At 43.4% G+C, this 25,868-nt stretch carries 22 protein-coding genes and 1 pseudogene; 10 read left to right on the top strand and 13 right to left on the bottom strand.

What is annotated here, in order from left to right; translation table 11 throughout:
- Positions 1-2 precede the first annotated feature (2 nt).
- Genes V7K45_RS29515 through V7K45_RS29505 form a run of 3 tightly spaced genes read right to left on the bottom strand, consistent with a single transcriptional unit; the run spans position 3 to position 1,080 of the window.
- Positions 3-410 carry a cupredoxin domain-containing protein gene (locus V7K45_RS29515; RefSeq protein WP_335008986.1) on the bottom strand — a complete coding sequence of 136 codons (408 nt, stop codon included), beginning with the start codon at positions 408-410 and terminating at the stop codon, positions 3-5.
- On the bottom strand, positions 407-700 hold the full coding sequence (locus V7K45_RS29510) for a peptidase (protein WP_335008984.1): 294 nt from the start codon (positions 698-700) through the stop codon (positions 407-409). The genes V7K45_RS29515 and V7K45_RS29510 overlap by 4 nt, the downstream gene beginning before the upstream one ends.
- Positions 701-723: 23 nt before the next feature.
- A complete protein-coding gene (locus V7K45_RS29505; RefSeq protein WP_335008982.1) occupies positions 724-1,080 on the bottom strand; it encodes a hypothetical protein in 357 nt (118 codons plus the stop codon).
- A gap of 784 nt (positions 1,081-1,864) precedes the next feature.
- Between V7K45_RS29505 and V7K45_RS29500 the strand changes: the two genes are divergently transcribed.
- Both V7K45_RS29500 and V7K45_RS29495 read left to right on the top strand, forming a co-directional pair.
- Positions 1,865-2,527, top strand: a complete 663-nt coding sequence (locus tag V7K45_RS29500) for a sigma-70 family RNA polymerase sigma factor (protein WP_335008980.1) — start codon at positions 1,865-1,867, stop codon at positions 2,525-2,527.
- A gap of 4 nt (positions 2,528-2,531) precedes the next feature.
- Positions 2,532-3,263 (top strand): anti-sigma factor, encoded by a 732-nt coding sequence (locus V7K45_RS29495; RefSeq protein ID WP_335008978.1) that lies wholly within the window; start codon positions 2,532-2,534, stop codon positions 3,261-3,263.
- 421 nt (positions 3,264-3,684) lie between these two features.
- Here V7K45_RS29495 and V7K45_RS29490 read toward each other — a convergent pair whose 3' ends face one another.
- The 6 genes and pseudogenes from V7K45_RS29490 to V7K45_RS29465 form a co-directional block, all read right to left on the bottom strand.
- Positions 3,685-4,128: a hypothetical protein gene (locus V7K45_RS29490; RefSeq protein ID WP_335008976.1), complete on the bottom strand. Its 444-nt coding sequence runs from the start codon at positions 4,126-4,128 to the stop codon at positions 3,685-3,687.
- A gap of 185 nt (positions 4,129-4,313) precedes the next feature.
- Positions 4,314-6,890: pseudogene (locus V7K45_RS29485) on the bottom strand (penicillin acylase family protein).
- 104 nt (positions 6,891-6,994) lie between these two features.
- Complete coding sequence (locus V7K45_RS29480; protein WP_335008974.1) at positions 6,995-7,741, bottom strand: ABC transporter permease; 747 nt, start codon at positions 7,739-7,741, stop codon at positions 6,995-6,997.
- 261 nt (positions 7,742-8,002) lie between these two features.
- Positions 8,003-8,821, bottom strand: coding sequence for an ABC transporter permease (locus V7K45_RS29475; RefSeq protein WP_335008972.1), 819 nt, complete (start codon positions 8,819-8,821; stop codon positions 8,003-8,005).
- Positions 8,818-9,768, bottom strand: coding sequence for an ABC transporter ATP-binding protein (locus tag V7K45_RS29470; protein WP_335008970.1), 951 nt, complete (start codon positions 9,766-9,768; stop codon positions 8,818-8,820). The genes V7K45_RS29475 and V7K45_RS29470 overlap by 4 nt, the downstream gene beginning before the upstream one ends.
- Positions 9,769-10,286: 518 nt before the next feature.
- Entirely contained in the window at positions 10,287-11,165 is an 879-nt protein-coding gene (locus V7K45_RS29465; RefSeq protein WP_335008968.1) for an NmrA/HSCARG family protein, read from the bottom strand.
- Between the two features lie 130 nt (positions 11,166-11,295).
- Between V7K45_RS29465 and V7K45_RS29460 the strand changes: the two genes are divergently transcribed.
- The 3 genes from V7K45_RS29460 (at position 11,296) to V7K45_RS29450 (ending at position 14,874) form a co-directional block, all read left to right on the top strand.
- Positions 11,296-12,213, top strand: coding sequence for a LysR family transcriptional regulator (locus tag V7K45_RS29460; protein WP_335008966.1), 918 nt, complete (start codon positions 11,296-11,298; stop codon positions 12,211-12,213).
- Between the two features lie 174 nt (positions 12,214-12,387).
- Positions 12,388-13,128 (top strand): RNA methyltransferase, encoded by a 741-nt coding sequence (locus tag V7K45_RS29455; RefSeq protein ID WP_335008964.1) that lies wholly within the window; start codon positions 12,388-12,390, stop codon positions 13,126-13,128.
- 174 nt (positions 13,129-13,302) lie between these two features.
- Positions 13,303-14,874, top strand: a complete 1,572-nt coding sequence (locus V7K45_RS29450; RefSeq protein ID WP_335008962.1) for a serine hydrolase — start codon at positions 13,303-13,305, stop codon at positions 14,872-14,874.
- Between the two features lie 148 nt (positions 14,875-15,022).
- On the opposite strand, the gene V7K45_RS29445 is transcribed toward V7K45_RS29450, so the two are convergent.
- Together V7K45_RS29445 and V7K45_RS29440 are read right to left on the bottom strand one after the other, a co-directional pair.
- On the bottom strand, positions 15,023-15,559 hold the full coding sequence (locus V7K45_RS29445; RefSeq protein ID WP_335008960.1) for a peroxiredoxin family protein: 537 nt from the start codon (positions 15,557-15,559) through the stop codon (positions 15,023-15,025).
- A gap of 156 nt (positions 15,560-15,715) precedes the next feature.
- Positions 15,716-16,327, bottom strand: coding sequence for a peroxiredoxin (locus V7K45_RS29440; RefSeq protein ID WP_322651784.1), 612 nt, complete (start codon positions 16,325-16,327; stop codon positions 15,716-15,718).
- Positions 16,328-16,458: 131 nt separating this feature from the next.
- On the opposite strand from V7K45_RS29440, the gene V7K45_RS29435 reads away from it, so the two are divergent.
- The 3 genes from V7K45_RS29435 (at position 16,459) to V7K45_RS29425 (ending at position 21,629) form a co-directional block, all read left to right on the top strand.
- Positions 16,459-18,681 carry an amylo-alpha-1,6-glucosidase gene (locus V7K45_RS29435; protein ID WP_335008958.1) on the top strand — a complete coding sequence of 741 codons (2,223 nt, stop codon included), beginning with the start codon at positions 16,459-16,461 and terminating at the stop codon, positions 18,679-18,681.
- A 466-nt stretch (positions 18,682-19,147) separates the two neighbouring features.
- Entirely contained in the window at positions 19,148-20,632 is a 1,485-nt protein-coding gene (locus tag V7K45_RS29430; RefSeq protein WP_335008955.1) for a galactose oxidase-like domain-containing protein, read from the top strand.
- A 61-nt stretch (positions 20,633-20,693) separates the two neighbouring features.
- Positions 20,694-21,629, top strand: coding sequence for a hypothetical protein (locus V7K45_RS29425; protein ID WP_335008953.1), 936 nt, complete (start codon positions 20,694-20,696; stop codon positions 21,627-21,629).
- A gap of 592 nt (positions 21,630-22,221) precedes the next feature.
- On the opposite strand, the gene rpsU is transcribed toward V7K45_RS29425, so the two are convergent.
- Together rpsU and V7K45_RS29415 are read right to left on the bottom strand one after the other, a co-directional pair.
- Positions 22,222-22,413, bottom strand: a complete 192-nt coding sequence (gene rpsU, locus V7K45_RS29420) for a 30S ribosomal protein S21 (RefSeq protein WP_069073774.1) — start codon at positions 22,411-22,413, stop codon at positions 22,222-22,224.
- 120 nt (positions 22,414-22,533) lie between these two features.
- Positions 22,534-22,854, bottom strand: coding sequence for an RNA recognition motif domain-containing protein (locus V7K45_RS29415; RefSeq protein ID WP_335008951.1), 321 nt, complete (start codon positions 22,852-22,854; stop codon positions 22,534-22,536).
- A gap of 378 nt (positions 22,855-23,232) precedes the next feature.
- Between V7K45_RS29415 and V7K45_RS29410 the strand changes: the two genes are divergently transcribed.
- Both V7K45_RS29410 and V7K45_RS29405 read left to right on the top strand, forming a co-directional pair.
- Positions 23,233-24,627 carry a TldD/PmbA family protein gene (locus V7K45_RS29410; RefSeq protein WP_335008949.1) on the top strand — a complete coding sequence of 465 codons (1,395 nt, stop codon included), beginning with the start codon at positions 23,233-23,235 and terminating at the stop codon, positions 24,625-24,627.
- Positions 24,628-25,159: 532 nt separating this feature from the next.
- Positions 25,160-25,690, top strand: coding sequence for a pentapeptide repeat-containing protein (locus V7K45_RS29405; protein ID WP_335008948.1), 531 nt, complete (start codon positions 25,160-25,162; stop codon positions 25,688-25,690).
- Positions 25,691-25,868 lie beyond the last annotated feature (178 nt).

Here is a 25,868-nt window from a genome sequence, read left to right as displayed (position 1 = left end):
GGTTATTTTTTCTCTTGTGTTACCGTCAGCGTCCCCTTCATAAAGGGATGAACTGAGCAAATATAGGGATAGGTTCCCGGTTTGGTGGCGGTGTAGTTCCAGGTTTGATTGGTATCCAGTGCTTTAGAGTTGAAAGTACCATCCGTAGCCGTCGCCGTGTGGGGTTCTTCATCGACATTGATAAATTGAACAGTTTTACCAACAGCGATCGCCAAATTCGCTGGCTCAAATTTGAAATTACGAATTTTGACCGTAGTATCGGCAGTTTGTTGGCTAGTTTGGGGTCGATCTTTCATCGCCATTGGTTGGTTAGTCATTGCCTTATGGTTCGGACTACAGGATGACAACGACAACAGGATTACCAGGAAGGCACTGGCGATCGCTATGAAAAAATAAGAAATGTATTTCATGAGCGTTCTTTTATCCGCTTTGGTTGATGACGTTTAGCAAACAGTCCAGTCATGCTCACTCCGGTAGCCACTAAGCCAATTAGACCTAGCCCATTCAAAACTGGCAGAATGGCATCGAGTTTGAAGATTTGGAAGGTGTGAACAGCGATTAAAAATGCAGCAAGCTCTTCTTGATGCAACCATGTGTCGGCGATGGCAACGCTAATGCCAGTCAGAGCAGTAAAGAGTAACGGCAAACAAAAGAGTGTAGCAATTAGCCGATGGTACTTGCGAAATGTGTTTCTCATCATATTGATTCAGTAACGCCAGTTTTTTAATCTGCTATAAATCCTTGCAATTGATTTTCAAGGTTATGGCGATAGCCTCGATCGCTTAACGCTTGCTCAGGTAGTCGATTCGCTTTGACAGCAGCTTGAATAATGTCTTGAGCCGTGATTGTTCCAGACGCGATCGCCGACATCAATGCACTACTGCGGGGAATGCCTTGGTCTTTTAAGTAGCCTTGATACGCCAGATAAGCCAAATTAAAAGGCTTGAGTTGGTTTCCAGAGGGTTGATTTGCCGCGTAGGGATTGAAGCTGATTGGTATGGTTTGAGCCTTCGCCGCAGCAGGCAAAATGGTGGCAGAAAGAAGCAGTGTTGTTAACAGCACAGAAATAGAGCGTCGCATAGAATTACCTTTAAGATCGGTTATTTGGCTACAGCGGTTTTACTGACCTTCAATGCATGGATGCAGCACAAACTTTCAAGTAAATTGGTCGAATCCAAACTGCTAAAAGTGCAAAATATGACATACCAAAGAAGGGCATTGTAGATTGACGATATAAATTTCGTCGGGGCATTGCATTGCAATGCCCAGTTTTAAAAGCTGTAGGAGTGGGCAGGTAAACAATTAGCGTGATTTCAGGAATTTAGTTGCAACTTATGCCTGGAAAGAATGCTAACTGGGTTACTTACTTTTCTCTACCTTTAAGACGACTGGGAACCAATTTTGGATTTAAACTTTTTAAATGCCTTTGCTAGACTGAAGTTCGCGGTTCGTTCGGTTTTCGGCGCGAGCTATTGAAGGAGGCAGGAGGCACAAAATAGACCTCTTGGCATTTGTGCTTTTTGCACTCTTGGGGAAAAGGGTAAAGGTTAAAGGGGAAAGGGACAATACAGAACCTTTTCCCTTTCCCCTTTTCCCGACTTATGCAAGAAGTCTAATGTATGCCGATTCAAACCCCAACCAAATTGTAAGCACCGTGTAGACGGCAGGGTTTTAGACCGCAAGTTCGCCTTCGAGGAGACTTCAGCGCTGTTTTCCTCCTGCCTCCTGCCTTCTTTGATAACCAATCAGAACGAAATAACCCACTTCTACAAAATTTCGACCTTAAACTCATCCAATTAGCTTCACCAATCGTTTTAGAAGTGAAAGTAAGTTTGCTCTATACTCAAAAGTTGTGAAATCAGGATTGGCATTCACATTGCAAGATGCATTGGGCATTTTTGCAGAGAAATTAGCCTCAGTCTATTCACCTGAATCTATGGATCTAAGTTCTCCCGATCGCCATTCATCAGAACCGTCATCCTCCAGCGATGCCGCACTTTTGGATGGCCTGAAGGCAAAGCAACCAACGGCGTTAAGGTGTCTCTACGAGCGCTATGGCAGCGTAGTGTATGGAGTGGCGCTGAAAGTTTTGCAAAGCCAGCCGGAAGCCGAAGACCTAACCCAGGAAATTTTTCTGTCATTATGGCAGCGTCCGGTTGACCCAGTTCGCCACGGTCATTTGATGCGTTACCTGATTGTCATGACTCGATCGCGGGCGATCGACAAATTGCGATCGCGCAGTCGCACGCTTAATTTGGTGCAACGTTGGGGGCAGAATATCACTGCCGCACCCCCCGCGCATACTCCAGTTGAGCAGGCTGTTTTCAATGAGCGATCGCAGCAAGTGCGGCAGGCATTGACCCAGCTTTCAGATCGGCAACGACAGGTGATCGAACTGGCCTATGATGCCGGACTGAGCCAATCAGAAATTGCCCAACAACTGCATAAACCCCTGGGAAGCGTGAAAAGCTGGACTCGCCAGGGACTCCTGAAACTGAAGCAACTTTTACAACACTCCATTGACTAAGGTTATGACTGAACCCCTTACTCCTCAAGCAATCGAAACCTTGGCAGCAGGCTATGTTGTAGGCGACCTCGATCGCGCCGAAGTAGAAGTTTTCGAGCAACTGCTGGCAGAAAATCCAGCATTAGTGGCAGAAGTGAAGCGGCTTCAGGCAACCTTAGACCAGGTTGTTTACAGCTTAAACAGCGTTGAACCGCCTCCCCATCTCCAATCTGCCATTCTGACTGGTGCAACCACGACTTTCCAACCTTCCCAGAAACCGTCTCGCTTCCTCTGGTACGCCATCATGGGTAGTGTCGCGGCACTCTTAATTCTGTATTTAGGAGTAGATAACTATCGCTTGCGACAGGATTTCCGCATGGCTCAAGACATAAATACCCTACTGCAACAGTCCCAGACACAACTTTTCTCTCTCAAGGCTGTGAATGCGTCGGATACCGCTACGGGTAGCTTTGTGGTGAATCTAGGACAACGACAAGGGATTCTAGCCGTACAAAATTTGGTGGCTCCTCCTACAGGGAAAGTCTATCGACTTTGGGCGATCGCTGATGGCGAAAAAATTCCCTGTGGTACTCTGAAAATTAATCCCCAGGGAAAGGTGCTAAATAAATTCTGGATGCCTGCCGACTTTTATGACACAGGTATCTCTGGATTATTCGTGACTTTGGAATTGTCTGAAAATAGCCGTTATCCAACCGGAACTATTGTGATGCAGAGTAACTCATCGACCAATATCTAACCTCAGTAATTTACGTTCTATCCCGGATGCAGACTTGGCGGTGCGCTGTATGCAATGGGGAATCCTAATCACTGGGTTCTGGTTAATAGGACTTAGACAAAAAATACCCAAAAAAGAGCCTCATATCGTGTCCGGTTAAAGATTTATCATTAAGACGGCAGGGGAGCAGGGGGAAAGAGGGTTTCCTGGTTTTTGCACAGATGGGGGAATTATAACTAATACCAATTTGAAAAATGATTGCGACAGATGGGAAGCTGAAACACTTATCTAATGGATGTTTCACAATCCAAAATCTAAAATCTAAAATCCAAAATGGTATAGTTAGGCGGACATGATATCAAACAAGTGCTCGTTGATAATTAATCCCACAACATTAACCAATCCAGCACCGATAATTGCAGAGGTGGAAGCTAAGAGTTGGTTATTTACCAGAGCAATAGCTATTAATTTCATTGACTATTGAACTTTCTTCGCTACTACTCTTTTGCAGAGATACCAGAAAGCCCTTTGCTGCTGGTAGATTCTTTTTATCTATGGCTGTTGCTGCATTATTCAATTGTTTGCTAATGTTCTGATAGAGTGTGATAAAGCGTCCTTGGAAACCTTGCAATTTTTCATCTTTAATTTCTAGTGCTTTCATTTCTTTCGCAAGTGGATCTATCTTAGCCGAAAGTTCAGTTAGAGCTTTGGAACCTTTTGCCGGATTGGGATTTTTAGCGAATTCCTGACCTAGAGTAGATGCCTGATTGGCGACTTTTATGACTTTGTTACATTGAGCAACTTTACTTTCGCCACAACCTGCAAATAATAAAGCGATCGCAGTAGTGACGGAAAGTATAAAACTTTGCTTAAATACGCATTGCATAGGTTCTACGATCTCCAACTATGTTTCGTGAAAGTTGGACATTAGGAATCGATGATTAGAGAAAATACTTTTTCTAAACTTGATTCTTTCTTTCTGCCCTGTTACTTTATACTTCATTTTTTCGATAACGTGTATGTAATTACACGCAAATAAGGCAATTTAAAATTAGATAGTCGTGTCGTCCTTTACTCTACCAATTTTGGAATTAATCTCAGTGTTGTAGTCGTATTTTCTGTAACATTCTTTGATTCCCATAACATCTGGTGGTATTCAATTTTGCGCCAAGGTTCAACCATATCGTTGTAGTGGCTATGGAAAGCATGGCCTGATTGTCCAGGGGTGTGAATTGCTACTGAGTTATCCAAATTTCCTAAATCTACAATCATCCGCAGTGAAGGAATATCAGTCACTTCAAAAGATTTGTTTGCTCTCCAGCGGTTAGCATTCACTGTTTCGCCGTTACCAGATGTAGCAAATGCACCACGATTAAATAAAGCCTCAATCGGTGCAACTCCAGATTTCCCCTAGGTGGCATTCCGAAAAGTAATGGTATGCAGCTTACCCCAATTCCAGCTTTTCGGGTCTTTGCTTTGAATTCGTTCTAGTTCATCCACGGCTTCGAAAAAGGACTGCCGGAGGATTTGGTCGCGGTTCTCAACTTTTGGGGTGTTGAGGTTGTCCCACCAAGAACTACTGGGCTGTTTAACCAAATTTGCTACCACAGCATACCAGCGATCGCCTCCATCAGGAAAGTATGTTTCAGGTAACTGATCGTGAAATGTATCTGCTAGCAAGTGTTTCCAGAATACTTCAAACAGAGCAGCAGCAGGCGATGTCATTGCTAACTGCAAATTCCAACCTTGCAGCAGTTTTTGGGCTGCTTGCAAGCGCGGTGTATCAATAGTGATAAATTGTAGTAGTGGCACTAGTGTTTGTGCATTTAAATTGCGATTATCACCCTGTATCTGCTGTACATCCTTTAGAGAAATGGGTTGCGTTTGTTGTGAAATCATTTCAACAATCCGCTTGGCTCGGTAGCCATAAACCCAGTCTGTGGTAATCAGGTAAGGATATTCACGCATAACTAAATTATTGGCAGTAGCAATATAACCTTGAGGTGGATTAAAACTTTTGGGCAATTTCTCAAAGTCAATATAGCCTTGCCACTCATATTCATCCGTCCAACCAGAAACGGGATAACGCCCATCTCCTTGAGCGCGGATGGGGAATTTACCAGGCATTTGGTAGCCAATATTGCCATCAATGTCAGCGTAGACCAAATTTTGAGCCGGGACATCATAATTGCTGGCAGCAGTGCGGAATTCTTGCCAGTTTTGGGCGCGATTGATTTGGGGAACAGTATACGCTAGTTTGGAAGGTTCTAAGGCTGTCCAGCGCAGCGCTACGGCGTAGTTTTGCGGTATTTCTAACGGCTGACTTGGCTTGAATTGCTTCAGATTTGGCGAAACATCAGAGAGAATCGGCCCATGTCGGGTATAGCGTACTGTTTGCACAATCGGCTGACTTCCGGCTACTTGAATCGTCTCTTGCAGAAGTTGCATATCAACCCATTTGCCATTTACCTCATACTGATTGGGGTTATTTGGGTTGATTTTCTCGATGTATAAATCCATCACATCAGATTGTACATTGGTGACACCCCAGGCAATGCGATCGCTATGACCGATAATTACCCCAATCATTCCCGCAAAGGAAAAGCCAGAAACGTTGTAAGGACATTCTGAACTCTTCGGCGTACAGTGCAAACCAACCTCATACCAGATAGAGGGAATTTGCACACCTAAATGAGGGTCATTCGCCAAGATTGGCTTACCCGTTGCCGTTCGCTGACCAGATATTACCCAGTTGTTCGAGCCAATACCTATTCCTGTAGGCCCGATGAGTTGTTCTAAAGCCATCATCGGCTTAGTAATTGATTCTAAAACAGGGAATACATCTGGAGAATCGAAAAGTACTTCAATATTATTGTCCCTCACTCCCCCCGCTTCCCCTACCTCCCCTGCTTCCTCTCCTTGCTGCAACTCAGGTAAAATAACTGGCAAGTCTTGAGGGTATGGTGGAAAAAGTTCCTCTACTTGATTTGGGTTAAGGGTTTTGAGCAAAATAGCACGTTCAATTTCGCTCTCGAAATTTCTGCCCAAATCGTAAGCCATTACCTTACCCCAAGTTAAAGAATGGAGTATTTGCCAAGGTTCTGGCTGATACCCAGGATTAAGAAACTTTAGCACAGCATATTCTAAACTCAAGGCGCTGCCTTGATGTTCTGCCAAATAGGCATTGACACCATCAGCGTAAGCTTCCAAATATGCCTTCATCTCTGCATTCATTTCCTGAATTTCTTGCTGCGCCACCCTCGCCCAACCCATTGTCCGCAGATATTTATCAGTATCAACCTGAGAAGAACCAAACATTTCTGAAAGTCGCCCAGAAACTATGTGTCGCCAAAAGTCCATTTGCCAAAATCGGTCTTGGGCGTGGATATAACCTTGCGCCATAAATAAATCGTGGGAGTTGGCAGCATAAATATGGGGAATTCCCCATTTATCGCGCTGGACAGTTACTTCGGCTTTCAGTTCAGGTATTTGAATTGTGCCACTCTCTTGCGGAAAGGATTGGCGCACAGTGTAGGTAGCAAATCCCACTAACAATAGCCCTAGTACTAACAGGAAAATCAGAGTACTTTTGAGTCTTTTACGTAACCAACCTTTCCTAGAGTTCTTTATTTGAGCTTCTTGTGGCATTGTTTTGTGAAATTAGGCAATCCTACAAAGTATTTAATCAGAATCTTTAGAAAAGTGCGATCTGCCCAATTAAAATATGCTTGAGTAGACAGCTAAAATTTTGTTTAGCTCCCAGTAGAACAATAGTATCGCTCTCCTATTTTCCAAAGCTGGAGCGCAACTATTAAAAAGATAATACCTGCGATTGGCGAGACATAACAAAACCACAAAGGCACTAAAAAAGCATCTTCTTTTTCAAGTACTGCAAGCAAAGGAAAATAACTGACGCAAGCAAGCGGTATCAAGAAAGTAAAAAATCGCTGAAACCACTTACTATAAATTGCAAGAGGGTACTGAGCCGTTTCAACTCCTCCATAAGTGAGTATATTCATAATTTCGAGAGATTCAATAGTCCAAAAGGTAATGGTTGCTTGCATAATGACAATACCAACAAAGAGTGCAACTCCACCAAAAAATGAAGTACCCAAAAGCCATAAAGTTTTAAAAGTTAAAGGAATGTGGAGTGAAGAAAGTGACCAGCACATAACAACAATTCCTTGAAATAATCTTCCGATTCGTTTCAAAGTAAACTCTTTACCTAACAGTTGAAGCGCTGTGGTACGTGGACGAACAAGTAACCGGTCGAAGTCTCCACTTTTAATTATTGTTGTAAATGAGTCAAACCCTTTTCCAAGCGCATCAGCACAGGCGAAAGAAATATTAACTACTCCATAAAAGAGAGCAACTTCATTTAAAGTCCACGTACCAATACTATTAAAACGGCTAAAAAGCGCCCAAACTCCAAAAAATTCAACAGCAGTTACTAAAAACTGCCCTATGACTTGCAGCCAAAAAGAAACTTTGTACTGCATTTGCGACTTGAAAGATACAGAAATATATCGAAGGTAAAGCAAAAAATTATTCATAGTCGCGTTGTAATTCTTATTTAAAATAAATTACCTAACCTATCTCCTACTTAAAAAATTACAAATTAAGTTAGCGTAGCGGTAGCAAGTCCACGAGCATCATTACAATTACGAATTTTTGACCGACATTCCTTGATAGTACAAGCCCCTAGATTTATCTATGGGATCAATCCAAAATCCAAAATCTAAAATCCAAAATTGTCTGATTTATCCTCCTTGAATTACAAGCTTTTTGATACCATATTTCACAAGGATACGCCCAATAATAACAATGACAACTATCCAGAAAGTTTGATGCAGCAAAACATTAAACAGGGCATTTGGTTGAAGATTACCAGTAAACAGACGAAAAGGTTTGTCGATTAGTCCTGAGAAAGGAAGTGCATTCACAAAAGGCTTGCTCCACTCAGGTAAAAGTGGCAACGGAACAATCATGCCAGAGAAGATACTAACAAGAGTAGGTAGAATACTATTAATTCCCTCGCCCGAAATTGTCCACATCATTGATACAGTAAGAAGCATAGTTAATGCAGATGAAAGTAAAATTGCGCCAATAAAAGAGATAAAAAAGGCAACGAAAGAAACAAAGGAGGGTGGAAAAGAAAGCGACCATTCATCAAGCCCCAAAAGGGGAAAAAGAAAAATTGTGACACTAAGAAGCGGAATGCTACGAAGTATCAGGGGCGTTGTGCGAAGTGCCAAAGCGCGAGTAAACCAAAAATTATAAAGGTCTGTGGGTCGGAGAAGATCGTATCCTACAGCACCAGTTCGGATGAGTTCTTGAATATCTCTATCACCTCCCCAAGGGACAATCGCCATCAAAAACGCCTGTCCCAGCCACACATATCCTACAGCTTGTTGAAAAGTGATAGGTTGAGCAGAGGTTGTATGAGTAAAGAATGCCTGTAAAACCATTACTTTTACCAACCCCCAGAAAAGCTGAGTTCCAATGCCAGCCAAAGCAGCAGTTCGGTATTGCAACAGCAGTGTAAATCTAGCAACAAACAGTGACCAATATGCTTTCATGGAACAATTCCTCCTGAAATTGCATAAAGTTCAGCAACTATCTCTTCAATTGGTGGATTTTCTACAAAAAGATCCTCTACTTCGTGTTGCGAGGTAACTTGGCTAATCAAAGACGCAGCAGAAAGCTTTGTGGGATCGAAAGCTAGAGTTACGGTACGACCTTCTTTAGAGATAATACTGACTCCTTCTTCTTCAAAGAAGAACTCATCGTTTGCTAGGTCGATTTTTAAGTACCGACGCGAGGAAACTTGAGAACGCAGTGCTGCTAGAGTTCCATCACAAAGGATTTCACCTCCACCAATAATAATTATGCGATCGCACAATGCCTCGATATCATCCATATCATGGGTAGTGAGGATCGTGGTTACTTGATGAGTTTTATTCAGCGCTTTGATAAATTTTCTGACTGCAAGCTTGGAAACTGCATCAAGCCCGATGGTGGGTTCATCAAGAAAAAGAATTTCCGGTCTGTGAAGCATTGCAGCTGCAAAGTCACATCGCATCCTTTGACCAAGGCTTAACTGCCTCACCGGAGTTGAGAGAAAGCTTCCAAGACCAAGCAAATCAATCATTTCTTCGCGTATCTGGCGATACTCCGATTGGGGAACGCGATAAATATCCCGCAGCAAATCGAAAGACTCAATCACTGGCAAATCCCACCAGAGTTGTGTTCTTTGACCAAACACTACACCGATACGATTAACGTGCTTGATTCGATCTTTCCAAGGAGTTCGTCCGCCAATTAGACATTTTCCACTGGAAGGTACGAGAATACCGCTCAAAATTTTAATCGTGGTCGATTTCCCAGCTCCATTTGGGCCAATGTATCCTACAAGTTCTCCCCGTTCCAGGGAAAATGAAACTCCTTTGAGGGCATAAACTTCTTTAGTTTTTCGCTGCACAAGCCCTCGTATTGAACCGAAAAGCCCAGAGGAACGTTCAGACACAAAGAAAGTCTTCCTGAGATTTTCGACAAGAATGTGAGACATATTTGGGCAGGGGGCAGGGGGCAGGAGGCAGGAGGTAAAAAATGGGCTTGGCTGGATTAAGAATTGTCTGGGTAGAGGTAGCTGGGGTGAGTAATGTCGGAGCGATCGCTAGGGGAATGAGAAATTTCGAGATATATCATTTAATAATAAGTAAATTGCCAATGCAATACCCATGCCAAGAATCACCCTAGAAGTATCAATCTACATTCCAATACAAAGAAATACTCCCTCGGCAAATGCATTGTAGGATTAGCATAAGAAGAGGGAGAAATGAAGTATTATTGCTAATGATTAAAATCTGTTGGGGAACTTCTTAAGTACCCGTAAGTAAATATACTTGATATCTTTCTTCAGCTATCGTGACATCTGGACAAACAGTCAGGATTCAAATACCAACTTTTAACCAGTTAGCAGGTTCCAGTTCTAATCGGGCTGTAATTGTCAATTCACATTTTTGACCTGACATCAGACGCGCTTTAATCTGATTTTGTCCAGTCGTGGTCGCGCAGATAGGATTCAAAGTCGCTTGGGGAAGGAAAGTCACGTTTCAACTGCGCTAAATCCGCTCCGTAGCCGACGTTCTCAAACCAGCGATACATTGTGGTTACTTCCTCTCCGACTTGCTGCTCAAACGCTTCAAACGGAATTTGTTGGTAGTTGACAGTTTTACCCAGAACGCGGCTGAATGCAGCAGCAATTTCTGTCATGGTCATATCTACACTTGCGACTTCTTTTTGGCAATTCAAGAATTCTGCGGGACGCTCGAACACAGAAGCGACCATTTTCCCGTAATCTTCTTCGGAAAGTTGCTGCAATTTCGTTTCAGGACTGAGCGGTTGGAGAAGCGTTCCTTGCTCAATCATCGGACGCATCGTGTTGTAATTATAGAAAAAGAAAACTGGACGCATCATCGTGTAGGGCAAACCAAGCGATCGAATGTATTCTTCGACTTGAAACTTGCTCTCGAAATGTGGAATGCCCGTGTTGCGTTCTGCGCTTCCCACTGAACTGTAGACGAAATGCTGAATGCCTGCCGATGAAGCTGCATCTGCGATCGCTTTGCCATCTCGGATCTCGGCTTCTAATCCACCTTCTTTAAGAAAGGTCTGCAACGAAAAAACGCCATAAGCACCTTCCAAAGCGCGATCAACGGAAGCGCGATCGCTGAAGTCTCCTGTTACGAGTTCTGCCCCCGCTTGTTGGAGTGCTTGGGCGGCGGGCTTGTTTGGATCGCGCACAAAGGCACGCACCTTGAAGTTACCGCGCTTTAAAAGATGACGCGCCACTGCGCCACCCTGATTGCCCGTGGCTCCGGTGACTAAGATAATTTTTTCTCCTGTTGTTTGCTGTGTCATGTCTGTTTTTTTAATGCTGTTTGTGTATTTGAAATTTATCTTGTCTAAACAGTAACTTGTGCAGAAAAAAAGAAAAAGTAGTTAAAATTCAAAACAGTTGTGCAAAAAATTCAAAGATGCGTTTCGGTTAATGGACAAGCTCAAAAGCCTGATGATTTTTATCCGCTCCGCTCAATCTGGAAGCTTTTCGGAGGCAGCACGACACTTAGGTATGGCTCCTTCAGCCGTGAGTCGAGCCGTATTGCGCTTGGAAGATGACTTGGGGGTGCGCTTGCTCCAGCGAACAACTCGCAGTTTGACCCTGACCGAAGATGGCAACCGATTTTATCAACGCTGTCAGCAAATTCTCAACGATTTGGAAGAAGCCGAACTCGAAGTCAAACAATCGCAATCAATGCCGCTCGGAACATTGCGGCTCGATCTGAGCTTTGTGTTTGGCAAAATACATATCGCTCCGGCTCTGCTGCAATTTGTCACACAATATCCAAAGCTAAATCTGAATGTTTCTTTTAACGATCGCACGATCGATCTGATTGAGGAAGGTATTGACGCGACAGTGCGGATTGGAATGAGCAGTGATAGCCGTTTAATCATGCACCATCTGGCAACTGCACGCTACATCACTTGTGCCTCGCCGCAGTATCTCGCCCAGTATGGCACGCCCACAACACCCATAGAACTTTTGCAGCATCGCTGTGTCAACTTTATCTATCCACAGACTGGGCGAGAGCCTAAATGGAAGTTTGAACAAGATGGAAAAGCGATTGACCTTTCTGTTGACAGTTATCTGCGATTCGATAATTCAGAAGTCATTTTAGAGGCAGTCATTCAAGGAGCCGGTGTAGTTCAATTTCCCAAATTTATCGCAGCCAAAGCGATCGCGCGTGGAGACCTCCAACCAATTCTTCAATCCTACGCGACCCAAGTTGGATTACCGATCTCCGTGTTGTACCCGCAAAAACGCTATCTCTGTGCTAAAGTTCGCGTCTTTGTTGAGTTTATGACAGAATTGACGGGTGCATTAAAGCGAGTTGATGTTGTAGATTGAAAGCTCGAACCAGTGGAAGAATGACTAGCCCAACGGCAAAGATTGCGCTGAACTCTTCAGACCTGACGCAGGCATTCACTTACACAGCTAAAATGATTTCAAGGAAACTCTTCAGCAGAACTACGATGCTGAAAATTAGTCTGTAAGTACTGGTGCGATCGCAGGAGGCAAAAAATGGGCTTGGCTGGATTAAGAATTGTGTTGGTAGAACCAGCTGGGCCGATAAATATCGGCGCGATCGCCAGGGTAATGAAAAATTTCGGGCTATATAATTTAGTATTAGTGAACCCCCAATGCGATCCGCTATCGACGGAAGCTCTGATGATGGCTGTTCACGCTCAGGAAATTATAGAATCTGCGGTAATAGTGGCAACCTTACCAGAAGCATTGCATGGATGTGTACGGGCGATCGCTACCACTGGTCGCGTTCGCAGTTTAGAAACACCCTTAGAAAATCCTCGCACTGCACTACCCTGGTTACTGGAGGAACTAGAAAAACCCACAGCACTGATTTTTGGCAGGGAAGACCGGGGATTAAGCAATGAAGAATTAAATTATGCACAGCGGTTTGTTGGCATTCCCACAAGTAAAGATTATGTCGCCCTAAATTTGGCTACTGCTGTCGCAATTTGTTGTTATGAATTGTCACAATCTGCCCAAAAACTTGACATTCAAACCTTACCTCCAACTGAACTCGCACCCTTGGATGTTGTGGAAGGATACTACCAGCAATTAGAATCAATATTACTGAAAATTGGTTATATATATCCTCATACGGCAGCTAGTCGTATGGGAAAATTTCGCCAATTGTATAATCGCGCTCACTTGAAAACTGGGGAGGTGGCTATGCTGCGAGGAATTTTGCAGCAGGTAGAATGGGCCCTGAAAAACCAGAGGGATAGTGAAAACTTGTAATTATTCGTTTAATATATACGCAATCATCCCCCCAAAATAATTAATATGGCTTAAACTAAACACAAAAATGCTACTTAGTGGCAAAGTGGAATTTGAGTATTAATATTGCTTAGAGATTAAGTTTGGGGTCAAGAGTCTGCAAGAAAACAGTCAAGTGGGTCACAAGGAGTAACGGTGTCAGAATCAAGTGGCGAACTAACAGCTTTCTCGCGGCGTCAACCCTTAAATCGCCGCCAGCAGCCACAAAAAGTTCAAAAAGTGGTAAAGAAGAGAGTTAAAGCTAACAGTCAGCAGCAAACTACAAATGGACAAGAAGGGGCACTAACACGCCCAAAAAATCAAATAAGTCCTCCCCCAATCTCTGGCGCTACACGTAGGGTAAAATCGGGGTTAGTTATGCCAACAGCAGTAAAATCAATACCTAGTGTTAAAGGAAAAATTCCTCCCTTTCGACCGGGTGCTGTGATGGTTAAAACAGTGCGGATGGAAAAGCCAAAAACAGGCAGACGCTCATCGCGAAAAACCCAGTTAAAGCCAATGGCCAAAACCGTATTGTATGTTTTGCGCTTATTGATTGTAGGTATTGGCATGGGTGCAATTGTGGGCACTGTATTGTCAGTATTAGACCCAGCCAATCGTATTAGCACGAACTCGGCGTCGCAATCTAATAATAATGTTAGTAATGTGGCGCGATCGCAGCCACAACCTACCCAAACTCCCCCAGATGGGGCTTCGAGTCTATACCTATCTCAAGAAATTACCTCTTTGAAAAATGCCGTGCAAAATTTGGCGGCCACCAACCCAAATCTCACACCTGGAATTTTCTTAGTAGATTTAGATACTGGTAATTATGTAGATATCAATGCCTCTACCAGTTTTCCGGCGGCTAGTACGATCAAAGTACCGATTTTGATTGCCTTTTTTCAGGATGTGGATGCGGGGAAGATTCGCCTAGATGATATGCTGACCATGCAACAGGATATGGTAGCCGGCGGTTCGGGAGATTTGCAATACAAACCACCAGGAACTCAGTACGCCGCTTTGGAAGTAGTCACTAAAATGATTACAATCAGCGATAACACAGCGACAAATATGCTGATTGCTCGACTGGGAGGAATGGACGCTTTAAACCAGCGTTTCCGTAGTTGGGGATTGACAACCACAACAATTCGTAATCAACTCCCAGATTTGCAAGGGACAAATACCACTAGTCCCAAAGAACTAGGGAATTTGATGGCAATTGTGAGTCAAGGAAATTTAGTCAGTATGCCATCACGCGATCTCATGCTTGATATCTTGCGTCGCACCCAAAAAGACACTCTGCTGCCAGCAGGTTTGGGAACAGGTGCCAGAGCATACCACAAAACGGGTGATATCGGCACAATGTTGGCAGATACAGGTTTAATTGTTGTTCCAACTGGCAAGCGCTACATAGCCTCTGTAATGGTACAACGTCCAGCAAACGATCCCCGCGCCGAAAAATTGATTAGCTCAATTTCTCGTGCAGCCTACCAAGAGTTTAGCCAAAATCCTGTCACGCCAAACACCACTACAAACATACCCACAAATGGTTATCAGCCCCAGGTTGCGAATCCTGCTTTACCTAACAGTACAACAGGCACTGCGCCCATGAGCATTTATCAGCCTCCTGTTGCCACTCCTGTACCTAACGGCATGGGAAGTACAATACCCACAAACGGTTATCAGCCCCAAGTTGCGAATCCTCAATATTATCCTCAAAGATAATTTGTCATTCGTAATTCTTTTTAAAGAAATGAAACTATTAAGATTTGATGATTTGATTAAGCTCTGAATTACCATTCAAATCTTAAGAGTTCCAATTCCTAATCCCTAATTTTCAACACCAAATGCAATTTATTTTGAATATTTATAGTCAATTGAATTGTTCTAACAATGTCTCAACACTAGCATTACGATCCAAAAAAGAAAATAAATGCCAGTAGCGCAGTTTTCCTTCTTTATCTAATACAAACTGTGCTGGTAAAGGCGCTCCCAGTGCTTGTCCTGCTTGATATGTTCGAAAAACTCGACAACTAGGATCGCTCAATAGTGGCATTTTTAATCCTAAATCTTTGACAACTATTTGACTTTGCTTTTCATCGGTACTAGTAATCATCAAAACTTCTATGCCGCGATTTTTAAATTGTTCGTAATTTTCCTTCAAAGCTTTGATGTGAGGAAAACAAAAAGGGCAATATTGCTTTTCGGTAAAAATGCGAGTAAAGGCGAGTAACACTGGTTGTTTGCCTTTATAATCAGACAACTTTACTAAAGTTCCGTTGGTAATATCTGGCAATTGAAAATCAGGTGTTCCCACTCCCAATCTGAGTTGATTGCTAGCTGGAACTGGTAAAAAATTACGGAAGAATCGCTCATTTAATAAGCCACTAAAGTCAGTTGAAGTCAACATATTTTTAGCCTTGATTATTTAAATACTATTTTATAAAAAACCACAGATATTGACGAGATTGACATTGTTTAATGTGTATCTCTGTTTATCTGTGGTTTTCATTGATTTTGCTTTCAACTCCAAAAGGCTGGATTAGAGTTGTTTAGCTAGCGAAATTTAGACGGCAGAGAAGTAGACTTTAGACTTCACTGGGTCAGGATTCATGGTCTTGTCACCAGGTTGCCAACCAGCTGGGCAAACTTCATCAGGGTGAGACTGAACATACTGAATTGCTTGTAATGTCCGCAGGGTTTCATCAACGCTACGACCAAAAGCTAGATTATTAATGGTGGCGTGCTGTATGATACCATCTTTATCGATGATGAACAGACCACGCAAGGCAATGCCTGCTGCTGGGTCAAGAACGTTGTAAGCGGCGCTAATCTCTTTCTTGATGTCAGAGACTAGAGGATAATTCAGGTCGCCGACGCCACCAGACTTACGATCTGTTTGAATCCAAGCGAGGTGAGAGAACTCACTGTCAACGGAAGCCCCAAGGACTTCAGTATTGATTTTCTTGAATTCTTCGTAGCGATCGCTAAATGCTGTAATTTCAGTAGGACAAACAAAGGTAAAGTCTAGTGGGTAGAAAAACAGGATGACATACTTACCGCGATAATCGGAAAGTTTGATTGTTTTAAATTCCTGGTCTACCACAGCCGTTGCTGTGAAATCGGGAGCTTGTTGACCAACGCGGAGGCTTCCTTCGGTTCCGTAAGTAAGGGACATTAACCTAATTCTCCTTTATCGGTTTAGTAGCGTTGGAATTTGGGTCAAGTAAAATTTACCCATCCACGCTCTCACAGTTTAATTACGATCTGTTACGACTATATCATACTCATAACGATTTTGAGTAGCAAATGCCTGATTTAGATACAAGAGAATGGTTGCTTACCAACGGCTTAGGAAGTTTTGCCAGCGGTACAGTTTCTGATGCCCGCACGCGCACCTATCATGGTTGGCTGTTTGCTGCAACAAACCCACCTTCTGGAAGGACTCTGCTGTTTTCGCACCTAGAAGCTAGCTTGGAAATATCAGGGCACATTGTGGCACTGGGGACAAATGTTTGGGGTAACGGTCAGATTGAGCGGACAGGCTACGAACAGCTACGCCGTTTTGATATTAACCCAGTTCCCAAATGGACTTGGGGTCAAGATAACTGGCAATTAACTAGACAATTGGTGATGCCTTATGGTTTGGTGTGGACTGGGGACGAAGGGCAGGGGAGCAGGGGAGCAGGGGAGCAGGGGAGCAGCACTTCGGCTACGCTCAGTGACCAAGGAGAGGTTGCAGTAAGTTTTTCCCCTCTGCCCCTCTGCCCCTCCGCCCCTCTGCCTCTTATACCTAATGCCCAATTTTGCCATCGAATTTTAATCCAGTATCGCTATGAGGGAACTGAAACAGCGATTTTACGGTTGCGGCTGTTGATAGCAGAACGTGACTTTCACCACCAGCAAATTGCTAGTCAAGAATTACAGTTTTCACAATTGCTAGGGCAACAGCACGTCTGTTTACAAGCAATCAATTCTGGGCGCTTCGGCATACCTTGGCACTTGCGCTGGACACAAGGAAATTATCAACCAGATGCAGTTTGGTATTGGGATTATAGATTGTCTGAGGAGACAAAACGGGGATTAGGCGACAAGGAAGACCTCCACAGTCCTGGTTACTTGATAGTCACACTTCAACCAGGAGATACGGTGACTTTAGAAGCACGAGTAGGTTTTCCCGACTCAGTGCCAGGTGTTCTCAGCGTCAAAACTTTCGCAGAAGCTGTAGAGGCAGAGCAAGAAAGGCTCTCACAGATTTTTGGATGGAGAGACTCAGACAGGGGAGCAGGGGGGCAGAGGAGCAAGGGGGCAGGGGAGCAGGGGAATAACTACGAATATCCAGTGCCCAACGCCCAACGCCTCATGCCCAATGCTCAATTCCCAATCTGGCAACAACTACTCAAAGCAAGCGATCGGTTTATTGTCTATCGAGCCTCAATTGCAGGCCCTACGGTCATTGCTGGTTATCACTGGTTTAATGATTGGGGACGCGATACATTAATCGCTTTACCAGGGTTGGCACTAGTTCCACAGCGCTTTGACCTAGCAAAAAGAGTATTGCAAACTTTTGGGCATTATTGTCGCCACGGTTTGATTGCGAATGCATTTCCCGATCTCAATGGCGAACCAATTTATAACAGTATTGATGCGGCATTGTGGTGGATTGAAACTTTAGGACTTTATTTAGAAGCTACCCAAGACTGGGATTTTTTAGCAGAGCAATTCCCTGTAGTACAGCAAATCTATAAAGCGTTTGTCGGTGGTACACATTTCAATATCCAGGTCGATGCTACCGATGGGCTAGTTAGTTGGGATGCTCGTGGTGTAGCTCTCACCTGGATGGATGTGGTAATTGGGGCACAACCCGTCACACCCCGTTACGGGAAGCCAGTGGAAATCAATGCGTTGTGGTATTCTGCTTTATGTTGGCTGAGTCAGTGGGCAGAGCGCTTGAGCCAAATGGAATATGGCTCACCAGTGCGTCTCACTAAGCAAGCACAACGTTATGCTAACCAAGCACAACATGTGAAAACCTCACTGCAAAAATTCTGGAATCCTCAGCTAGGTTATCTGTACGATACTATTGAGCCTGACGATCGCCGGAATTTTCAAATTCGTCCGAATGCCGTTTTGGCGCTGTCGCTACACCATTGTGGGTTTTCGGAACAGCAAGCGTGTCAGATATTAGATTTGGCAACTACCAGCTTGCTCACACCTTATGGTCTTCGCAGTCTCGATCCAGGAGATCCCGAATATAAAGGAAAATATGAGGGCAATCAACAACAACGCGATCGCGCTTATCATCAAGGCACTGTTTGGACTTGGCTAATTGGGCCGTATATTCGAGCTTGGCAACGTTTTTATCCACAACAATCGCTGCCTTTTGATTGGCAACCCTTGCTAGATCACTTTTTCTTTGATGCTTGTCTTGGTTCTATTTCTGAGATTTTTGATGGCGATTCACCTCACACACCCAGAGGAGCGATCGCTCAAGCTTGGTCAGTTGCCGAAGTAATCCGCTACATTAAATAGTTGTAGGGATAGAGATGGTCTTGGATAATTATTCTTGATTACTATCCGTTCACAAATTAATGTTGCTAATTTTAACCTATAAAACCTTTAATATACAAGCTTTTTATCAATTTATCTAATTATCTAAAAGTGACTAGAGATTTTCGATGATTTCAGAAATTGAGGCTGCAAAACCAAAAATATTTATTTTATTCTGCGAGAAAATATTCTATAAGAAAACTTCGTGAATGAGATGTAGTATTATTGATAATAGCAATGTAGTTAAAGCTTAATTTAAATACTCTCTAGGATGTATGATTGATAGCCCAACTACTATTGATAACATCTAATTTTACATTTCCTTATTATGAAACACATCATATCTTAACGCTAAATAAGCCTAAAGAAGTATAGATATAAATTGAGAAATCAATTAATAAAATAAAGTATAAAAAATGAAGTTCACGTAGGAATAATTGTAAATAAAGTGACTCAACCTAATAACAACACTAACCTTCAAGAGGCAACAGATTTAGGGACTTCCATTGCTCTAGCTACTACTACAGATAAATGGCAAGTATTGTCGTACAAGGCTCCAATCCTACCTATACATGCCGCTTTACTTCGTACTGGTAAAATATTCTTTTTCTGTGGCTCAGGTAACGATCCCAATCGGTTAAATACTCCCTATGACAGTGTGGTCTGGGATATAAACAAGGGAACCTTTTCGCGTCAAGCGCCTCCATTGGATAGTAACAATCAACCTATGGATCTTTTTTGCGCTGGTCACTCCTTCCGCCCTGATGGTCTGTTACTGGTTGCAGGTGGAACTTTGCGCTATGACCCATTTTATGGTTCACCCTATGCTCTGATGTTCGATCCCATTGCTGAGAAATGGGTCAAGATACTATCAATGAATAATGGTCGCTGGTATCCTACTGTGTTAACACTAGGCAGCGGTCGAGTCTTAGCAGTGTCTGGGCCGGATAAAGATGGCAAGCTCAATAGACAACCAGAAATTTATTCTGCTTTCTTTCCAAATGGTTGGAAAGCTTTTCCCACAACTAGTGCCATACCGCCATACGCGCATCTGTTTCTACTAAATAGTGGAAAAATTTTTTATTCAGGTGCTCAGATGGGTGTTAGTGGAGTGACACCAAGGATATTAACTCTGCCAGAGACATTTACACAATCCATTACAGAAAAAGTGGTGACAGGGCTGCAAGACATAGCTTTTGGCGATCAAGCTGCCAGTGTGCTTTTACCACCTGCACAAGATCAAAAGGTGATGATTCTCGGTGGGGGTAGTGGTAAGACAGCAACCAAGAGGGTCAATATTGTCGATTTAAAAGCTAGTAATCCAACTTACGTAGCAGCAAAGCCTTTAAACTATGCCCGGATGCATCACAGCGCAGTTTTGTTGCCCGATCGCACAGTGTTTGTTTGCAATGGTAGCAAAATGAATGAAGACACAACACAATCAATGCTGCCAGCAGAAATCTACAATCCAGTTACAAATACCTGGACAGTAGTAGCTAAACAAACTGTCCCCCGCGTATATCACTCGGTGGCCTTGCTCCTACCAGATGGTAGGGTCGTCACAGCTGGGGGGAACCCTCAACGGACGGTCAATGAACTGCGATTAGAAATCTATAGTCCTGCGTATATGTCGCGATCGCGTCCAGTTATTCAGAGCGCTCCTCAAACTGTTACCTACGGGCAGCAATTTACGATTCAGACACCCCAGGCTGCGAATATTAAATGGGTTAGTCTGATTAGACCAATGGCAACTACCCATTCCTGCGATACAGAACAAAGGTTAGTGGATGCACCCATTGTTTCTAGAAACGCTACTTCTCTTAAAGTCACGGTCATAAACAATCGAAACGTCGCACCCCCAGGCTGGTACATGCTTTTTATTAGTGACAACAATGGAACACCCTCAGTAGCAACCTGGACGCAAATATATTAGCCCTATCTGTTTGTGTTCGCACTGCTACCTAATAAAAGCCATTAATTTTAGGAAGGAAAAGATGAATTACAAGGTATCACGTCGACGGTTTGGACAGTTGGCACTTGCTGGAACTGTAGTATCTGGACTTAGTTATCTAACCAAGAAAGCCTGGGCAGAAACACCAAGTTTAAATATTGTAGGTATAGGTTCTAGCCCAATCGTTGATACTGACCAAACGGCTATTACAGAGGTAAACACCACTGAATTAGTAGAGAACACTGCCCTAAACAGTGTAAGCACAGAGATTAAGCCTGTAGGACTAGTTTTGCAATCCTTAATGACAGGCAAGACTCAGGTATTTACGGATAAAACTACACCTCTATTAGAGCCTAATGAGATATTGAGTGGTTTTACCTCTTTAAGCGATGGCACACTCGTTGTAGCCATTACTCCGGTTGCGCTTAGGCGAAGACAGGCGACACCTACTCGCATTACATTTTTGGGTACGTCTATAAAAACTTTGATAGTCTCAGGACTTAAACCAAATCAACAGCTTGGGAGCTTGCTAGGTACTAATGATGGGCGACTCATTGGTCTAGTAGGTAAGAAGAACGGTACACCACCAATCAGATTGGTAGATATTAACCTTCAAACAGGAGAGATAAGTTCTATTAGTAAGGTTAAATTCCTGGAGGATGAGCGGGTCAGCAATCTAGCTGAGTCCCCAGATGGAATACTTTACACCTCTATAGTTGGTGCGTATGGTGAGACAACTCTGGTGCAGCTAGATCCAAATCAAAAAAAGCCCATCAGACTGGGACAATTGAAAGTTAATGGTCAAGCATGGAATAATGGCTTACAAAGCTTAGTTTGCTCTACAACAGGTCAACTCCTCGCCTTTGGAGCGATGAGATATGAGACACCTAATGCTGTGTTTATTGTTGATAAAAACAGTGGAAATATGACTCGGCTACAAGACTTTGATACTGCTCAGATTACGCGTGCTCGTACTTAGAGGTCGTTTGAAAAGTGGTTGGCTGTGATTTTAATCACCCCCCTTAATCCCCCCGATGTATTAGGGGAAACCGAAAAATCCAGTTCCCTCACACCACGTGCTTCAAGTCGGGTATTGCCCGCCCAACGCAGTGGCTCCCCAATACATACGGGGAGGGTTAGGGTGGGGTAAAAAATATTTGATACATCAATCATGACTTTTCAAACATCCTCTTAGAAGAAATTAATATCTGGTTTTGGGGGAAAGGAAAAAGGTTAAAGGGCAAAGAAAAATCTTAATATATCGAGCCTTCCACTCCTTTTTCCCCGATCCTTTTTTCTTTAACCGAGCAGTATTGGGTGGAGCTTATTATTAAGAATATTTTTGACTTATTTTCTAATTAGTTGATCCTGGAAATTCTGATTAATACAGAACAGCAGTAACTCAAACAAATTTATAATGATTTTGATAGATAGCTTATATCAGGAAAGGTTGCCAAAGTTCAAAACTTGCTCATTAGATTCTCCTTTGGAGTACAGCGATCGCCTTTTCGACAGCCAAGAATCTAATGAGAGAGTGTGTTAGCATAACTAACCAGAGGTATCGCTAATTATTAATTACGACGGAAATTTCTTTTGCGTTGTTTGTGTCTAGCAACTTCTTTGCGCTTGTGTTTTTCCAAAGGTGTTTCAAAGTGACGATTCTTTCTCATATCTGGAAAAATACCTGCTTTGGAAACTTCCCTCTTAAATCGACGTAAGGCTGACTCAATTCCTTCATTTTCGCCCACAAATACTTGGGTCATTTATCATCTCCTACTTAATTGGTACTGGGCAATTTAAGCTATCCAGTAGACCGAAGCGCAAAAAGGGCAGATAATGATTCTGCCCTCTAGACGTTAAAACTTAATTTTTGATCTTAAAGCTTAGTAGCGCGATCTATTGTATCCACCGCCACCGCCGCCGCGACGATCGCCACCACCACCAAAAGAACCACCTCTATCTTCTTTTGGTTTAGCCTTATTGACTTTCAGGTCGCGTCCCATCCATTCAGCTCCATCAAGAGCATCAATGGCAGCTGTTTCTTCAGCTTCTGTGCCCATCTCTACAAAGGCAAAGCCGCGTGGACGTCCTGTTTCACGGTCAGTAGGTAACTGAACCCGCTTTACAGTACCGTGTTCGGCAAACACAGAATTGAGGTCATCTTGTGTGACCTCGTAGGATAGATTACCTACATAAATTGACATGCATTATCTCCAAAATCATAGGTGTGTAGAGATTTAGATTTCGGAGGCAAGCTTGTTAAGACCAAAAGGAAAAAGCCTGTCAATACTAAAAACAAAGAATGTAACCGAATTTTATTCTCACTTGATTATCTTAGCACATCATTGAGTTCTTACCCACCGTAACTCAAGATTGGGCATGGGGCATGGGGCATGGGGCATGGGGCATGGGGCATGGGGCATAAGCAGAGGGGCAGAGGGGAAAAACTTTCTGCAACTTCTCCCTTGCTCCCCTGCTCCCCTGCTCCCCTAGCCCTCATGGGCGAACCCCGAACATTAAGTAGCAGAAATTCCCCAAATAATTGCAAAATAAATGCAGTTCGTCATTGTTACTAATTGAAAATGCCGACTACACTTGCTGACGCACAAAATTTACTTTCTGACCTGATCGCTCGCTACTCAGGGCGTGTAGATTATCTGATGATTCGCCTTGAAGAAGCAGAAGGGACTGATATCTTGTTGCGTGGCGACAAGGTAGAAACCCTCAGTGAAGGCATCTCTATTGGCGGACATATTCGCGCTTGTTATAAGGGCGGATGGGGGTTGAGCTGCTTTAACCAGCTGGCAACAATCGAGGAGCGCATAGAAGAAGCGATCGCAGCTGCGCGGATGGTTGGTGATGAAGAAACTTTACTTGCACCCATTGACCCGGTGCAAGCAGTATGCACTCTACCCCTAAAAGGTACCGATCCCCGAAATATCCCCCTCTCGCAGAAAAAACAATTGTGCGATCGCTATGCCCAATTGCTTAAAAGCGTCGATCGCCGAATTACCACTACCTCGGTGCGTTACGGTGATAGCACCCAAAAAGTCATCATTGCTACTTCCGAAGGTACTTTGATCGAGCAATCTTGGGTGGATATGGAAATGCGCTTTGCAGCCACCGCCAGAAATGGCGAAACTGTACAAACTGGACGGGAGACTACTGGCTCTCGCAAAGCTTACGAAGATTTAACTAGTTTGGATGAACAGGTACAAGGTGCTGCTCAAAGAGCGATCGCCGCTTTATCTCTACCACCAGTCAAAGGCAATACTTACACTGTAGTCATTGACCCAATTCTCGCGGGTTTATTCGTCCACGAAGCCTTCGGACATCTTTCTGAGGCTGATATGGCTTACGAAAACCCCGATCTGCTAGAAGTTATGACCATCGGACGGCGGTTTGGGCCAGAAGAACTGCAAATTTTTGATGGTGCGGCTCCAGAAGGACATCGCGGTAGCTATTTTTACGACGATGAAGGCACACCAGCTACTACCACTCAACTCATTAAAGATGGAGTTTTAGTGGGACGTTTACATTCTCGTGAAACTGCTGGCAAATTGGAGGAAGCGCCTACGGGTAACGCCCGCTGTCTCAACTACCACTTTACTCCCATTGTGCGGATGACAAATACCTGGATTGAACGGGGTAAAACACCAGTTGCAGACTTATTTACCGATATCAAAGAAGGAGTATATGCCCGTAATTGGTTAGGTGGGATGACGAATGGGGAAATGTTCACCTTCAGTGCTGGGGAAGCGTGGATGATTAGGAACGGCAAAATTGCTGAACCTGTCCGAGATGTGACGCTTTCGGGAAATGTATTCCAAACTTTAGCGGATATTGAGGCACTTGGTGATGATTTCTATTGGGATGAATCCGGCGGTTGTGGTAAAGGAGGGCAAAACGGCTTATCAGTGGGTTGTGGTGGCCCTAGCCTCCGAATTCGAGATGTAGTGGTTGGTGGGGAAACATGAACTATCTGCTTCAGTCGTAAGAATCATAATCTGCAAAAGAATAGGAATTGGTTTTGCCATAACCTTTAGCAGACGAACACCACAATTGAGTATAGCGATCGCCTTGCACTAATGCTTAACGTGAGCCTCCGTTGGAAACTCACGTTAATGCTTAAACTTTTAAGATGAGCGACATCCCTCGCAAGTATGAAATTAACTCACAACTCTAGGTAGTGGCACTAGTAGTTAAAAATAGCTAGTCTAAACAAAGTTGATTCGATATTTACTCTAGTTTGATTCATCGCACTAATCCTCCGTAGCGCGTGCTGGGGATTTACTGTTAGTCTGGATAGTCCAAAATTATTCATAATCGATTTCTTGCAGACTCGCTACTACTGCGCTAACGTAATTCTAATTAAAGACTGTTTCAGACTCTTATTTAAACACTCAAACTGAAAAAAGCCACGTATATATAAATAAAGGGCAATTACACACAAAAATTACGAATTACGAATTACGAATTAGTTAAACGTTCCTTAGCACAGCGACAGATATGAAAGCAGATCAACTCCTGAAAAACTATGCCGCAGGTGTCAGAGACTTTACTGGTATCAACTTGAGCGAGGCCAACTTAAGAGAAGCCAATCTTAGTGGCGTAATTTTAGATCGAGCAATTTTAGATGGAGCTAATCTGAGTCACGCTAATTTAGCCCACGCCAGTTTGATTGAAGCAGACTTAAATGGAGCAGATTTGAGCAATGCGGATCTTAGTGGTAGCAACTTAAGCGGAGCAATTTTGGATGGAGCAATTTTGGATGGAGCAGCTTTGGATGGAGCTAATTTGAGTCACGCTGATTTGACGGTTGCTAAATTGATTGAAACTAATTTGAGTGAAGCGGATTTGCAGGAAGCAAACTTGATAGCGGCGAATCTAGATGGAGCGGATTTAAGTGGTGCAGACTTAACTGTAGCCGACTTATCCCAGGCAAATCTCACTCAAGCAGATTTGAACCAGACAAATTTGAGTGGAGCAAATTTGGATGGAGCCAATATAGAAGGAACTATTCTGGATGAGCATGTCTAATTTCATTTTTTTACACTGACTCAATACATTAACCAGAACAGTACCTCGGAACACCGAGATTAAAACTCGAAACTTGAGCTTCATTTTATGTTTGTTTGATTACTTAATTAACCTCGGAGAACCTCACACGCCAGATACTCTTGGGGAGACTCTAGACGCTCGCGGTATTGCTCTTGGA

The sequence above is a fragment of the Nostoc sp. genome, from assembly GCF_036917375.1.
Classification (GTDB): Bacteria; Cyanobacteriota; Cyanobacteriia; order Cyanobacteriales; family Nostocaceae; genus Nostoc.
The sequence above is the reverse complement of the archived record's forward strand: the minus strand, read 5'-3'. Positions and strand labels throughout refer to the sequence as shown.

Bases quoted from the DNA above. Each gene is read 5' to 3' on its own strand.
- V7K45_RS29515 (WP_335008986.1), bottom strand. From the start codon at position 410: ATGAAATACATTTCTTATTTTTTCATAGCGATCGCCAGTGCCTTCCTG.
- V7K45_RS29510 (WP_335008984.1), bottom strand. From the start codon at position 700: ATGATGAGAAACACATTTCGCAAGTACCATCGGCTAATTGCTACACTC.
- V7K45_RS29505 (WP_335008982.1), bottom strand. From the start codon at position 1,080: ATGCGACGCTCTATTTCTGTGCTGTTAACAACACTGCTTCTTTCTGCC.
- V7K45_RS29495 (WP_335008978.1), top strand. From the start codon at position 2,532: ATGACTGAACCCCTTACTCCTCAAGCAATCGAAACCTTGGCAGCAGGC.
- V7K45_RS29490 (WP_335008976.1), bottom strand. From the start codon at position 4,128: ATGCAATGCGTATTTAAGCAAAGTTTTATACTTTCCGTCACTACTGCG.
- V7K45_RS29480 (WP_335008974.1), bottom strand. From the start codon at position 7,741: ATGCAGTACAAAGTTTCTTTTTGGCTGCAAGTCATAGGGCAGTTTTTA.
- V7K45_RS29475 (WP_335008972.1), bottom strand. From the start codon at position 8,821: ATGAAAGCATATTGGTCACTGTTTGTTGCTAGATTTACACTGCTGTTG.
- V7K45_RS29465 (WP_335008968.1), bottom strand. From the start codon at position 11,165: ATGACACAGCAAACAACAGGAGAAAAAATTATCTTAGTCACCGGAGCC.
- V7K45_RS29460 (WP_335008966.1), top strand. From the start codon at position 11,296: ATGGACAAGCTCAAAAGCCTGATGATTTTTATCCGCTCCGCTCAATCT.
- V7K45_RS29455 (WP_335008964.1), top strand. From the start codon at position 12,388: ATGGGCTTGGCTGGATTAAGAATTGTGTTGGTAGAACCAGCTGGGCCG.
- V7K45_RS29445 (WP_335008960.1), bottom strand. From the start codon at position 15,559: ATGTTGACTTCAACTGACTTTAGTGGCTTATTAAATGAGCGATTCTTC.
- V7K45_RS29440 (WP_322651784.1), bottom strand. From the start codon at position 16,327: ATGTCCCTTACTTACGGAACCGAAGGAAGCCTCCGCGTTGGTCAACAA.
- V7K45_RS29435 (WP_335008958.1), top strand. From the start codon at position 16,459: ATGCCTGATTTAGATACAAGAGAATGGTTGCTTACCAACGGCTTAGGA.
- V7K45_RS29425 (WP_335008953.1), top strand. From the start codon at position 20,694: ATGAATTACAAGGTATCACGTCGACGGTTTGGACAGTTGGCACTTGCT.
- rpsU (WP_069073774.1), bottom strand. From the start codon at position 22,413: ATGACCCAAGTATTTGTGGGCGAAAATGAAGGAATTGAGTCAGCCTTA.
- V7K45_RS29415 (WP_335008951.1), bottom strand. From the start codon at position 22,854: ATGTCAATTTATGTAGGTAATCTATCCTACGAGGTCACACAAGATGAC.
- V7K45_RS29410 (WP_335008949.1), top strand. From the start codon at position 23,233: ATGCCGACTACACTTGCTGACGCACAAAATTTACTTTCTGACCTGATC.
- V7K45_RS29405 (WP_335008948.1), top strand. From the start codon at position 25,160: ATGAAAGCAGATCAACTCCTGAAAAACTATGCCGCAGGTGTCAGAGAC.